Annotated in this window: 13 protein-coding genes and 1 pseudogene; 3 read left to right on the top strand and 11 right to left on the bottom strand. The window is 45.5% G+C overall.

Translation table 11 applies throughout. From position 1 onward, the window contains the following. Nucleotides 1-17: 17 nt before the first annotated feature. Nucleotides 18-1,535, bottom strand: a pseudogene (gene gntH / locus BCT34_RS02570) (guanitoxin biosynthesis MBL fold metallo-hydrolase GntH); the annotation flags it as partial. Between the two features lie 193 nt (nucleotides 1,536-1,728). On the opposite strand from gntH, the gene BCT34_RS02565 reads away from it, so the two are divergent. From BCT34_RS02565 to BCT34_RS24270, 3 genes are all read left to right on the top strand, one after another. Continuing rightward, nucleotides 1,729-2,568, top strand: a complete 840-nt coding sequence (locus BCT34_RS02565) for a LysR family transcriptional regulator (protein ID WP_076651119.1) — start codon at nucleotides 1,729-1,731, stop codon at nucleotides 2,566-2,568. A 97-nt stretch (nucleotides 2,569-2,665) separates the two neighbouring features. Beyond that, nucleotides 2,666-3,385, top strand: coding sequence for a hypothetical protein (locus BCT34_RS02560; RefSeq protein ID WP_076651118.1), 720 nt, complete (start codon nucleotides 2,666-2,668; stop codon nucleotides 3,383-3,385). 59 nt (nucleotides 3,386-3,444) lie between these two features. After that, the gene (locus BCT34_RS24270) at nucleotides 3,445-3,612 is read left to right on the top strand and encodes a hypothetical protein (protein ID WP_157934862.1); all 168 of its coding nucleotides are present in this window, start codon (nucleotides 3,445-3,447) and stop codon (nucleotides 3,610-3,612) included. A 190-nt stretch (nucleotides 3,613-3,802) separates the two neighbouring features. Here BCT34_RS24270 and BCT34_RS02555 read toward each other — a convergent pair whose 3' ends face one another. From BCT34_RS02555 to BCT34_RS02510, 10 genes are all read right to left on the bottom strand, one after another. Continuing rightward, nucleotides 3,803-5,269 carry a lytic polysaccharide monooxygenase gene (locus tag BCT34_RS02555; protein WP_076651117.1) on the bottom strand — a complete coding sequence of 489 codons (1,467 nt, stop codon included), beginning with the start codon at nucleotides 5,267-5,269 and terminating at the stop codon, nucleotides 3,803-3,805. 366 nt (nucleotides 5,270-5,635) lie between these two features. Further along, a complete protein-coding gene (locus BCT34_RS02550; RefSeq protein ID WP_076651116.1) occupies nucleotides 5,636-5,995 on the bottom strand; it encodes a DUF6559 family protein in 360 nt (119 codons plus the stop codon). A gap of 58 nt (nucleotides 5,996-6,053) precedes the next feature. Further along, a complete protein-coding gene (btuD, locus tag BCT34_RS02545; RefSeq protein WP_076651115.1) occupies nucleotides 6,054-6,812 on the bottom strand; it encodes a vitamin B12 ABC transporter ATP-binding protein BtuD in 759 nt (252 codons plus the stop codon). Then, a complete protein-coding gene (btuC, locus tag BCT34_RS02540) occupies nucleotides 6,799-7,794 on the bottom strand; it encodes a vitamin B12 ABC transporter permease BtuC (protein ID WP_076651114.1) in 996 nt (331 codons plus the stop codon). Before btuC ends, btuD begins: the two co-directional genes overlap by 14 nt. Before the next feature lie 133 nt (nucleotides 7,795-7,927). Then, nucleotides 7,928-8,956 carry a succinylglutamate desuccinylase gene (locus tag BCT34_RS02535; RefSeq protein ID WP_076651113.1) on the bottom strand — a complete coding sequence of 343 codons (1,029 nt, stop codon included), beginning with the start codon at nucleotides 8,954-8,956 and terminating at the stop codon, nucleotides 7,928-7,930. 278 nt (nucleotides 8,957-9,234) lie between these two features. Then, nucleotides 9,235-11,031 (bottom strand): M3 family oligoendopeptidase, encoded by a 1,797-nt coding sequence (locus tag BCT34_RS02530; RefSeq protein ID WP_076651112.1) that lies wholly within the window; start codon nucleotides 11,029-11,031, stop codon nucleotides 9,235-9,237. Nucleotides 11,032-11,175: 144 nt separating this feature from the next. Next, the gene (locus BCT34_RS02525) at nucleotides 11,176-11,793 is read right to left on the bottom strand and encodes a histidine phosphatase family protein (RefSeq protein ID WP_076651111.1); all 618 of its coding nucleotides are present in this window, start codon (nucleotides 11,791-11,793) and stop codon (nucleotides 11,176-11,178) included. Nucleotides 11,794-11,802: 9 nt separating this feature from the next. Then, a complete protein-coding gene (gene cobU / locus BCT34_RS02520; protein WP_076651110.1) occupies nucleotides 11,803-12,405 on the bottom strand; it encodes a bifunctional adenosylcobinamide kinase/adenosylcobinamide-phosphate guanylyltransferase in 603 nt (200 codons plus the stop codon). Between the two features lie 9 nt (nucleotides 12,406-12,414). Then, on the bottom strand, nucleotides 12,415-13,221 hold the full coding sequence (locus BCT34_RS02515; RefSeq protein WP_076651109.1) for an adenosylcobinamide-GDP ribazoletransferase: 807 nt from the start codon (nucleotides 13,219-13,221) through the stop codon (nucleotides 12,415-12,417). Beyond that, nucleotides 13,221-13,655, bottom strand: a 435-nt coding sequence (locus BCT34_RS02510; RefSeq protein WP_198593479.1) for a nicotinate-nucleotide--dimethylbenzimidazole phosphoribosyltransferase, incomplete at its 5' end; no start/stop codon positions are given. The genes BCT34_RS02510 and BCT34_RS02515, both read right to left, overlap by 1 nt.

The raw sequence follows: 13,655 nt of genomic DNA, 5'->3' as shown, positions 1-13,655 counted from the left end.
ATTCACTATGCCACTACATTCATACCTTGCTTCATTGCTTCTGGTACTTGTTCAGCTGGGATCACGATGTCACGGTCGACTGGCCATTCAGTTAACAGCTCTGGGTGGTAACCTTCTGGGTAGTACAGTTTCGGGTCTAGCTCTAAATCACGAATCTCTTGTTCCTGTATGTCTTCACGGCTGTTTTTCGGCAGCGGGATTCTAAAGTCAGAGCCATCTGCCATATCAAATTGTGGTGCTCTCGCATTAGGGAAATCTGGCAGAATGCCTTCACGTACCCATGCATTATCTTTAGTCATATTCACCACGATGCCGTCTGGCGCACCGAAATGGTAAGGGCCTTGCCAATGGTGACGCACCTCAGCAACAGTCTCTTCGTTGAGGTACGGGTCAAATGTCATGTGCGTTGTCATGAACAAGCGTGGCTGAACTTCATTCGCAACATAACCCGCTGCGTACGCTGGTGTATGGTGCGTATCGACCGTGTATCTCGCCAAGAATGGCGGCACACCTTGAATAATTGAAGACACACCGAAGGTTTCGGTTTGCAGTTCAGTAATAAACAAATCAGCGCCTTTTGCGTATTTCAAATCCAGCTCTGTTGGGCGACCATCACCGGTCCAAACAAAAGACAACACTCGGCCATCATCTTGTGTCCAATTTAAGCGGTAACCTGATGCACCGTCTTTTGCGTGGCTTCGACGCCAGTGGATCACTTCGACATTGTCTTGGTCATAGATAACGCCGCCGTCATCGCGGAAATCAAATTCGTGTACCACTATGTCATTACCAGAAGGGAACACATCAAACGCGTCAGTGTGCCAGTTCAACATCTGTTGCATGCCTTCAATCATGTGGCGAGTGCCGTATTCCGGTGTCGCTCCGCTTGGACCGTATATATTGAGTGGTTTTTCCCAACGACCGTTCCAACCACCAAACTGATACAAGTAAGGAAGAGAGCCATAGTGGTCGACGTGTAAGTGGGTAATGAATATATGATCAAGCTCATTCATTGCGACACCTGCGGCGACGTAATTAGCAATAGAGCCTTCACCCAAATCAAAAACGAAGTTAGACCCATTGCCTAATTCGACGTATATCGAGGTATTAGCTTGTCCTGGTCGAATCATCGGCGATGTACCCATGAAAGTGACACGCATTTCATCGGGTTGAACTTCTTCTGTTCTTGGGAACCAGTTCGCGCCTGAAACCATGTGGTCGCCGTAAGGGGCAATACCTTCAAACATCAGTCCTTCTTTCCAACCCGAATTGGTTTCTTTTCGGTAGTCACCGTTGTTTACACCACCCATTAATACCGCAAGCACCTCCTCTTCTGACGAGTACAAATTGCCTTTCGGTTGAGCGTTCAAATATTCTTCAAGAGTTTCACCTTCATGATATTCAAACTTTTGAAGTTTCTGGATATCAGACTTGGTTTGCTTGGTGTTGTATTCCATCATCGGGTCTGCAGCGAAAGCGGTTGTTGCGATAACCATCGCTGTAGAGATGATTGATAATTTTGCGTAAGTTCTCATAGTTACACCTATCGGTTTGAGTAATTAATAATTGAATGAAGTTCCTTCCTCACTCCGATGCAAACAAGTTTATTAATAAACAGAACCTTGATATATAGTGTAAACTTTACTTAAAACCTCCATTTCATTTATGAATCAGCAAAGACTCCACAATGATTTGGATGAGTGGTAATAAGAATAGAGGGAACTGAATTTGGACCTTAATCTACTGACGACATTTTTGGCCGTTTACAAGCACAGCTCTATCACCGTGGCATCAGAGCAGCTTGATATTTCTCAACCCGCGGTAAGCGCGGCGATTAAGAGACTCGAAGGTGTCGTGGGGAAAGCTTTATTTGTGAGAGAAGGACGAGGTATCGCGCCTACTGGTGCAGCAGTATCACTTGCTAATAAGATAGAAGACCCATTGAACATCATTGGAACGGTTGAGCAGCAAAAGAATGACCTTAAAGTCTATTGCACAGAGAGCTTGCTTCATTTCGTTAGCCAGGTTGAAGGCGTAAGCTTTACAGAAGCGCCGCTCGAAGAGGAAGAACTGTTTGATGCGCTCACCGCACAAAAAGTCGATATCGTCATTGATGTATTGTCTAGCAAAAAGCACTCTTTGATTGAAGAAGTGATCGTCGATGAAGAGCCGGTTTGCCTGACACGTATCAACCACCCTAGGATCGGTGAAACACTCACAAAAGAAGAGTATTTCCAAGAAGAACATATTGCGCTCAAAATCAAACGAGCCAATATGAATACCGTCGAGTTTCTATCAGAGCACGACATAGAGCCGCGTAAGGTGCGTATCGAAACCAGTTCAATCTCGAGCATGCTGATACTCGCCAGCACCACTGATTACATCGCAGCATCCACTCGCTCATTTGCTGAAATGCTTGCTCCCGCACTTGGATTACGCATCCACCCTATCCCAATAAAACTCAGACCCATTACATTCAGAATGCTCTATCACCGTCGCTATGCAAAAGATGAGCAACATAAGAAGATCAGAGAAGAGCTCAAACAGGCCTTAAGAAAACATAAATGAAACTGAGGTTTCAACTAAAGTTAACCCCATTAATATAAACAAGGTTTAGATACATACTCTCCAGCAACTCATTAAGTTAAACGTTACTGGAGAACCCATGAAGAAATTTACGTTAATTGCACTGCCACTTTCACTACTTAGTGCAACTGCATTCGCGAACTCAACACAGGTCTATGTTGAGCAAAATGTTGCGTCAAATGCGGCAGACAACGGTGTCTACACCACAGAAGCTGGCGCATTAATCGATACTTCAGAAAATGGACAGGTTTATATTGGATTTGACGACCAAGGATGGCTAGCAGCGGGTTACGGACACGACTTCAAGATCAACGATTCATTCACCTTTAACCTTTATGGTGAAATCGGTAAATGGGAAACCGGTGAGGAGCTGCTCATCGAAGGTGTTATCGACTACCAAGTGACCGACAACTTCAATGTATTCAGTGGTGTAGGATACAACCAATCCGGTCAAGTATTAGAAAACGTCAGCGATACCAACATTAATACCAATAAATTCATCGCGGGCGCTGGCTACTCACTCGCGGGATGGGATCTTGCCTACCAATACACCCATGAAAACAGTGATGGCTCCAATGGCGGGTTTACTCATGACGGTGACAATGTTTATTTTCATCAAGGTGACTACCGTACCAATGAACACGAAGTCGTTCTCTCTAAGAGTATCGACGACTGGACACCCTATGTGAAATACACCTATTTCAACACAAACGAGGGCGATCTTTACTTGAACGGACAATCAATGGGCCCAATCGATAACGACAGCATTATTACACTTGGTCTGTCTTACGACTTCTAAACACTTCCGATTCATTTCTCATAGGCAGATGGATTTGCCCACCTTTCGAGGGCACTACTATGAAGATGACTTCTCAACGTAACAAAGTCATTAATATCGCTGCGGCGATCAGTATCGTTTTGTTTTCTGCGATTCCCACCTACGCTAACAACGACGAAGCCTATTTTACCGCTCCGGACCAATATGAGTGCTGTTTTGATGATAAAAGCGATGAACTCCATATCTAAGAGGTATCAAAGACAGGCCTAAAACCAGTGCCCCACCTCATAGCAACCTAACTTAAGCATAATTAAACCGATTTCATTAGAGGGATTACTACCTTTAACAAAAATACACCACACTCATATGCGAGCGTGGTGTCGTGATTATTAATTCCATTGGTTAGTCAAAACGAACCAACGAGTTCAAGCGTTGCGACTAGTTCGCTGGACGCCAAACACCCCATTTGTCGTTTTCGTAGGTCGCCTTAGGGTTTGTACCACCTTGAACCCACCATTGCGCTTTCCACGACTGATTTGAGTAAGTCACGATTTCACCGCCAAGGTAAACCTTAGACGAGTCCCATGTTCCGTTGTCTGGGTCAGGAGTCGGATCAGGAGTCGGATCAGGATCCGGCGTTGGATCTGGGTCTGGTGTTACACCACCGTCATCAGCAATCACTTCAAACGTAAAGGTTTCTGCACTTTCACTTTCAATCGAATTCGCGATGAATGACAAGGTTTCATTCGCCGTAATACCCGTTGTATCTACCACAACTGACGCAGTGCCGTTGTTTTGGATGTTGACTGAAGAGCCTTGTGTCTGAGTTAGGTTTGCCGCTTCACTTGTTGCAATTACAACCTTGTCGCCAGCATTTACTACGTTATCGCTCTTCACAAGTTCGTAGATGTCACCTTTTAACGGTTCTACACCGCCATCGCCACCGTCAATCAAAGTCATCTGGCCTGAAGCGCGGCTATCTTTAGAGTTGAAGAAGTTGCGTGAAGGATCGTTTTGGAAGTACATGTAGTGCTGCATTTCAGCGTGCCAGTCACCAATGAAGACAGCACCGTCTTTAAACTCTTCGTGCCAACCATTGATTTCTGAAGCCAACAAACGAGCCCAATCGTTCACGTTGCCCGCATCAATTACGATGTCGAAGCTACGCGCTACTTCACCATACTTGTTGATGATGTCGTACTTAACCGTATCACCAATTTCTGGTGTACCGAATTGGTCAGAAACAAACAGATCGCCACGGACTAGATCAGGCTCGGGACCCGGTTCTGGTGGAGGTGTCGTTCCGCCTTTTATAGTGATGTCTGAACAGTTGTAGAAGCCTTCACCTGCGGCGTCATTACGCTGCCAACGTACATATAGGATTGCATCACCAGAACGGTCTGAAGGAATGGTTACATTGATTCGGTATTTGCCACCGCTTACAGGAACATTACCCACTTCTTGGATAAGATCTAGATCTCCCCACGCTAAGCCTTTACTCAGGTTTGCGTTTGGTTTTGTTAGGTAGAATTCCCAGAATGACGGGTTGTGTGGCGCAGTCGCATTGAATACATATTCAAACGTACCGGTGCTTAGCTCAGTGCGAGTCCAGCCTGTATGTGGCGCACCCATACCGCGTTTTTGCGAATCATTAGCGTAACATAACGTGCCGTCAGGGATCGCCGCTTTTACAGCATTGATATTGTTGAAATCCTGAATGTTCTTAGCGTATTCGTTACGTTGAACAAACGGATATGAACCAGAAATGTCTTTTGCTTGAGCACACGCCGCATTAGGTGGTGTACCCGACCAAATTCCGCCCTGCTCGTAACACGTGTTCTGACGCGCACTTGGAAACTCAGACCAACCATGAGCATTTGCCACTGACGGCACGCTCGATAGCATAGCCATACCTACTGCTACTTTTAAAATATTATTATTTATTGTCGTCACTTTCCCACTCTCTATTATTTTACCCTGGCCACAACATTAATTGATTACTTATCAATCAATATTGCACTTCGAGGGTTTATAGTTTTTGTTTGAAGAACAACGAAAAATATATACGTCAATTTTATCAATGACAGCGGGGTTTATATTGATAGGAATCAGAGTCACACAACGCAAAGAAATGCGTTGTCGATAGATGATGTTGCTTCGAATTATTGGATCTCAGTATTCCGTCTTGATTGACGTAACATTGTGCAAAATGAATAAAAGAGCGACTGAACGATTAAGCCGCTTTTGAAGTTGGTTTGAGTGATGTCTCGCTTAATAACGACTATTCATACCCATACGGTGTGACATATCATCGTCCATGCGACCGCCTTTCCAACCGCTGCCACCGAGTAGATTGAGGACATCACGCGCGGTGTAGTTTTCACCGCCAAAGAAGTCGTAAGATACATCATTTCTCAGCAGTTGAACCGTTGGTGCCAGTTCAGAATCAAGGTCTTGTGGGTTAGCAAACAGAGCGAATGCGATTTGTTGTTGTCGATTGCTCAACTCTCGACAACTGGTTTCAACTTGCCCAATAGAGAAGAAATCGCGGCTTCCATAACTCTTTACCATCTTTACAGATAGGAGTTTGATTACCTTTTTGATTCTGCGTCTTTGGATGTATCTAAACATATTTGATCCCTTTACTAACTCGCCTTGAACCCAATGTACCGCTTAGCCAATTAGTCTTTTAACCAAACAACAGGTAGGTTTGATTGTCGACTGAGATACTTTTGACTTCGGTATTGAACACGGACTTTAGCTGTTCTGGGGTAAGAACTTGCTCTGTACTACCTGACGCTTGAAGTACGCCTTTATCGAGTAGCAGTACTTGGTCTGCATGTCTTAGAGTGCGGTTCAGATCGTGGTTTGCCATGATAACGGCAATACCCTTCTCTGCCACTCGTTCGATAAGCTTGTACAGCAGCGTTTCTTGAGCAATATCCAACGGGGCTGCTGGTTCATCTAAGATCAGTAGCTTCGCGTACGGGTTAAGTGTCGGCCAAATTTGCAGGCACATTCCTGCCAAACGAACGCGTTGCCATTCACCACCAGACAAGGTTTGAATGGAACGATGAAGTTTGTCTGTGATGTCCAACATCTGGCTTATTTCTTCTAAAGCCGCATTGATTTCAGCATTAAGCCCCTGTGAGGAGCTCGGAAATGACAACGCAAGGTATTGAAACACTTCCAAATTGAAAGCGGGTCTTGCACTTTGGCACAAGTAAGCACGATGCAATGATAGGTCTTGCAGCGACAGTTCTGACAAATCCTGACCATCGATCTTTATATCGCCTTTGTAACCATCACCAATGCCAGATATCGCTTCGAGTAAGGTACTTTTACCACTGCCATTAGGACCGATAACGTGAGTCACCTGCCCTTGCTTGAGCTCAAATGATAGTGGTAATAAACGAGCGCCGACGCTCAGGCTCTTAATTTGAATCATGATTTTTAATTAACATCCAAATGAAGATAGGCGCTCCGATACTGGTGGTCATCACACCCAAAGGCAGCTCTGCGGAATCTAATAACGTACGCGCACAAATATCAGCAAACACCAACAAAGCAGCACCTGCAACAGCAGACAAAGGAAGCAGATACTTGTTATCCGTTCCAATCGCTAAACGCAATAAGTGTGGTACTACCAAGCCAACAAAGCTGATCACGCCACCTAAGGCAACTGCGCAACCTACCAAAATAGACACAGCGAAAATTAGACGCCAACGTAATCTCGGAACATTCACTCCCAGTTGCGCAGCGTGTGTCTCGCCTATCATCAGTTTGTCTAGCTTACTGCCCTGTAAACACAGCCAGATAATCACAGGGATCATCACTAACGTTAGCGAATGCTGATACCAAGTCACGCCACCTAAGCTGCCCATCAACCAATACATTAATAAGCGTAGGCTTAAGTCGTCACTAAAGTAGAAAGCCCACGTCACCATAGCGCCAGAAAGAATGCCTAACGCCACACCCACCAGCAGCAGTTTGGCTGTGGTCAGTCGCATTGCTTTTACCATGCTCACCAGAATCACGGTAAAACAGAGCGAACCTAGAACGGCTGCAATCATGAAGAGTTCTGGAGTCGGCGCAAACGGCAAGAAGAACAGCACAATCACCATGGCTAAGCTGGCACCACCAGAAATACCGAGCACTCCCGGCTCTGCTAATACGTTACCTAATAAGACTTGTAAGCTTGCACCCGATACCGCTAACCCGGCCCCGATGGCAATAGCGGCCAATAGCCGAGGTAAGCGTAAATCAATCAGTAATTTTTGCTCTAATGTGGACAAGGTGCCCAAAGGGGAAATGAAGAGATCGCCAACCATGAGATAAATCGCACTCAGCGCGACAAGCAGTGCTGCCATTACATAAATGGCTCGGGTCCATTTGCGCTGTTTTTGGTGAAGAAGTTGTTGGAAATCCATATCAAGCTACTTTGAAATTGTTCGCGTAACCTTACCTGTATCCCTAAATAAACTCAAGGCTCACACCGCAATGTGAACCTTGATATTTCAACCAGTTGAGCGGTTGTTTTTGTCGCTTAAACTCGACTTGGTATTAATCGTACACTAGCTGACCATGGTCGAATCGCGTTTGAACTTCGCACACCATTAAGGCGGCACGTTGACCGATAGCAACATTACGGTTCGGGAACACCACCGCTTCGTTTTCATTCTTCGCCATCAACGGTTTGTCACCATCGTGGCCGAAAACTTCACCGTGCTTAAACGCGGTAAAGTTCTCAACGTCATCAGAGAACATGAAATCGAAATCATCATGCAAACGCACAATAGTTCGGCTTACGCGATAGGTAATGGTTTTCTTTGGCAAATGCTCTGGTTCTATTTCAGCAATCAGATTACGCATCGCCAAGTCAAAAGCAGTGAGCTTATCAAGTTGGTTCTCACCAATTCTTGCTACCTGCCCTAGTTCCATTGTCAGGGCTTGCGCTGCAAAGTTTTCAGCACTGTACCAACTGAAAGTGCTGGTTGGTGCATTCGACAACAACACCGCTTCAACGTGAGCACTGTTGATGAAATCGAATAAGGCTTTGCTACGAACTTCGTGGCGAACCTTAGGGCTTACCGCGAAAGAGTAATGCTTAGACAAACGAATCGCACAATGCAGATCTAAGTGCCAACGAGTGGTAGGTACCGTTTCCTTGTAAAACTCGGTAACCAAGTACTTTAGGTTCTTCGCGATATCCACTTCTCGATTGCTCTCGTACTGCTTTTCATCAAACAGACGGTTCATATTCACATCAAGAAAACGAGTATGCGCGTTGGTTGCTTCTGGGTGAGCAATGATGAACAAACATCTTGCTGTCACGACTTGGAAGCCAGTTTCAATATCTTCAATGAGCTTATCAATCAGCTCCATTGGTGAAGTTTCGTCGCCATGAACACCTGTTGAAAAGATGATGTTCTTGGTTTCAGAGTTATATTCCGCGGGAATTACTTCCAATACTCCGCGTTGATGAAGCTTAATTTGAACGCCGTTACTCAGTACGGTTTGTCCTGCAACCACTTCTTGCTCAAGATCTAGGCTGTCAAAAAGAAATGATTGGCGAAAGAGGGTCTTCGTCATGCGCTACTCCTTAATTGCACGGCCGTATGTTAATAAATTGTACATACAAATTGTGTTGCTAGGATCGCACTTATCAACAGAAACTCCGTTATCACTCACAAATACTACCCATATATATTTATATTACCGGCTGACTTTACAAACCGACTTCTGTTCCAAATAACTTTCTCTATTTAAAGAGACTTTTGGTTCTTTCGGCTTTTCTCTGGTTATGTCCGCAAGATAAGAGCCACGTAAGCTAACACAGCTCTTACTTGCTATGAACAGATTGAGATTAATTAATCTTCCTGATTGAGTAATCTTTCAAATTCATCGATTTGAACTTTGACCATGTCGATACTTTGTTGCCAAAAATCTGCTTGAGTCAGGTCCATACCAAGGTGCTTTTGAACCACTTCTTCCGCCATCATGCTGCCCGTATCACGAAGCAAAGAGACATAATCGTCGTAGAATTGCTCACCTTTTGCATCACGCTGAGCGTATACACCTTTACTGAATAAGTAACCGAACAGGTACGGGTAGTTGTAGAAGCTCACTTGAGAGATGCTGAAGTGAAGCTTGCTCGCCCAGAAATAAGGATCAGCTTCTGTCATTGCTTCGCCGTACCACTCTTTCCAAGTCGTTTCCATCAGGTCACACAGCTGCTGAGCCGTTAGTTCACCTTTTTCACGCTGTTCGTAGAACGCTTTTTCAAACTCAAAACGCACTGGAATATTCACCATCAAAGCCAATGAAGAAGAAAGCTCTTCCCAAAGCATTTCAAGTTTCTCATTGCGTGTTTGAGCTTGCGTTAACAAGTGATCACGAACGATGTTTTCAGCAAAAATTGAAGCGGTTTCTGCTAGCGTCATTGGGTAGCGCGTCTTACACAACGGCATGTCTTTCATTACCCAATTGTGGAACGCGTGACCGAGTTCATGCGCCAATGTCATTAAGTCTGAGCGGCTACCACTCCATGTCATAAATACAAGCGGTGTGCGTGTCGCGGCAAACTTGGTGCAGTACGCGCCCAAACGTTTATTCGCTGCAGGTGCGGCATCAATCCAGCCGTTCTCGACCATTAATGCGACAAAGTCAGCCATCTCTGGATTGACTTCTGCGAACGCAGTTTTGATCACTTCAATCGCTTCATCAAATGGATAAACCTTAGATTCAGCGTCGCCCAGTGGCGGCATAGCGGCTAGGTGGTTCCATGGCTTCATTTCGTCTAAGCCGTGAACTCTTGCCATCAACAGACCGGCTTTCTGGCCTACTGCGCGATTAGCTTTCGCCACAGACATCATAGTGTCTAGCGTTTCAGGCACAATGCGGCTGCCGTGTAGGCTTGGATCTAGGAAATGCACATCGCTAATTTTCGAGCGCTTTTTGTTTTCAGTAAGACGCCAACCTGCAAGCGCATTTAGGATCGAAGCGAAAGACTCTTGATGGGTCTTCATCGCCCCTTGAACGGCGCGCCATGCAGGTTCTTGCTTGTCGAATTCACCACCGTACAACAGGCTTGCCGCTTGCGAGAAACCTAGCGCTTCTTCTTCACCATCAAGCTTTAACGACAGCTTCAAAGAACCCGTCAAGTTGTCATACAAACGTCCCCACGCATCACGGCCATCCACCGTCATTGCTGCTAACAACTGCTCTTCAGCAACACTGAGTCGGCTGCTTGCCAGTTTACGAGAGCTTTCGATCGCAAAGCGCTGGCCTGCAACATCTGCACTCTCGTGTTCTAAGACCGCATCGATAAATTCTGGCTCTGAGTGAATCAACGTATCTTCATAAGGACTAAACGCTTGAGACATTTCAGAGTTCAGTTTTGCAACACGACCAAGCAGTGCTTTGGCTTCTGTGTGTGTTGCATCGACCGAAGCGTGGCAATTGGCAAAAGTATTGATTGTGCTGAGTAGCGTGCCCGCCGCTTCTGAAGTCTGGATTGCGTTTTGCATGGCCAGAATGATGTGACGTTTTTCAACATGCAGGTACAAGAGTTCGATACATTGTTGAATGAGTTCGATGTCTTGTTCGATTTTTGCATCATCAAGATCACGATAAGCAATGCTTAGATCCCAACTCGGTGTTGTCATGACTAAATTCCTTTCACGTAGGTAGTAATACCAATCAGGTATAGCGGCTGTGAACGCCGCTTTCTATTTCTATTTCTACTGTTATTTCTGTTTCTATTGCACGTCTAATAGATCGTTAATTCTTAAACTGTGCTTTTTGAACACTCAAAGAACAGGCAATCCTATCGATTTAACGCTGATAAAACTCTGCGCAAACTGAGTAATTTCAATATGGGTTATCGACGCATTCTCAATCGAGAGCTTTGAGTACAAACTCGGATTTTTCCAATCGATATCAAGGCAGTGCGCTAACAATATGCGAATCACACCACCATGAGTAACCAATAATAGATTGTCACTTGGATCGTCCAAAAGTTGCGACCAAGCTTGAGTTACTCTGTCGTGGAAGCTCTGTAAACTTTCTGCACCAGTCAGTTGATGATTAGCCGGGTCTTGCCAAAAAGTGTCGAGCATCGCCCACTTATCTTCAAGAGCATCAAACGGGATACCATCGACTTCACCAAAGTTCATTTCCTGAAAGCCTTCTGCAACAGACAAAGGTACAGACATACGCTCTGAATACAGGTTTGCTAGGTCGCTGCACCGTCTTAATGGCGATGTGATAACGCTATCAAAAACCACGTCGTGCTGAACCAGAGCATCACAAATCTGCTGCTGAAGTTCTGGATGCACCAACACATCCGATACACCGTTCAGCGCTGCTTTTCCTTCAACTTTGCCATGTCTCAACAAATAGATGTTTTTGGTTGTTCCATTGATCATATGTAAGACCTAGCCTTGCGTGTTGATAGAGTGATTTGAAGGTTTTAAATGCAATGGCAAACCTGCCGCTATCAAGGTGACACGTTCAACAACACGAGCAAGCGCTTGATTCATGCGACCCGCATTGTCCACAAACAAGCGCGACACTTTACCTAACGGCACCACGCCTAAACCTACTTCGTTGGACACCATGATAATCTGCGCCGAACTTTGCTCGACGCTTTTCACCAACACTTCAACCTCGGCTTCAACCTGTTCATTGGTCGCATCATCACCCAGTTCGAAAATGATGTTGTTCAACCACAAGGTTAGGCAGTCAATCAGAACGACATCATCTTGGTTAAAAGACTGCAGTTTTTCGGCTAACTCGACAGGGACTTCATGCTCGATCCACTGTTCACCGCGACGTTGTTGATGGTGTGCGATTCGTTCTCGCATTTCGTCATCAAGATACGTCGCTGTGGCAATATAATTGAGGCGTCCATTTGAACATGCTTCAAGTGCACATAATGCTTGTTGCTCTGCAAAACTCGATTTGCCAGAACGTGCCCCACCCAATACCAAGTGGCTATTTCGCTGACTTGCTTGATTAGTTTGATTCGTATTTGTCATAAGAAGCCGTTATAGGAAACCATTGTAAAAAGCAGTGATGAATACGAGGTAAGTAAGCAACTCCATCAGCTGTTGCGCTGCGCCCAAGCAGTCGCCAGTAAAGCCACCAATTCGAGCCGTTAACCATTTTTTGAAACCTGTTCTGAACAGATAGGCGACGACAGACAAAATCAAAGCGAACTCAAGGCCAAACCACAGACTAGGCAACACGCCCACAAGTAATAGAAAGACAAGTTCACCCTTCGTTTGCTTGTTCGCCAACGGCTTACTTTTGCTGGTATCTAAGTCGCTGACATAAGGCATGTCATAAATCAGTGACGCAGCAATCGCACGACTAAAGGTATAGCTGGTGACAATGATCATAAACAGAGCGGTCATGGCGGCCAGTTCATTCAATAGCATCCACTTGCCCAGCAATGCCATAACCAGCGCAGACGCGCCATAAGTGCCAATTCGACTGTCTTTCATGATGGTCAAGCGGCGTTCTAAGGTCATGCCGCCGCCAATTCCATCGGCCATGTCGGTCAGGCCGTCTTCATGGAAAGCGCCAGTGAGCATTAAGCTGAAACTCATCATCAAGAAGATGGCAATCGAACTCGGCAGTATGGCATCAAATAGCAAGAACACACCGCCACAAAGAACACCAAGCAACAAACCCACCGTTGAAAAGTAGCGACCAGAACGGTTCATTCGCTCTGATGAATACGGCATATTCTTCGGCATTGGCAGACGAGAAAAGAAGCCCATCGCCAGCACAAACAACTCCCACTGATAAGTGACTCGATCTTTCAAAGATCTTTCTGGTGCATCACTCATTAAACCGTGACTCCAGCACTTTCGAAGCTCGCCATGTTGTTATAAAACTCGGCTGCTGCTCGAATCATTGGCATAGCCAGAGCTGCGCCAGTCCCCTCACCCAACCTTAATCCGAGATCAAGCAGTGGCTCAGCGTCTAGTAGCTCTAACAAAATTTTGTGTCCTGACTCTTCAGAGCGATGCGCAAAGATCATGTAATCTCGGCAATTCGGTTCAATTAAGGTTGCGACATATGCTGCGACCGACACAATAAAGCCATCAACCAAAACCGGTGTTTTATTTTGGTATGCGCCTAGGAATCCGCCGGCCATTTGAACAATCTCATAGCCGCCCACTTGAGCAAGCACTTCTTTAGCATCCAAACCTTCACAACGCGCAACACCTTGCTCAACAACAGCCACTTTGCGGGCAAGCTGTGTGTAGTGGTCAAGTAA

It is taken from the genome of Vibrio sp. 10N.261.45.E2 (assembly GCF_002875705.1).
In the GTDB taxonomy this organism is placed as follows: domain Bacteria; phylum Pseudomonadota; class Gammaproteobacteria; order Enterobacterales; family Vibrionaceae; genus Vibrio.
This window is presented reverse-complemented; position numbering and strand designations above follow the sequence as displayed.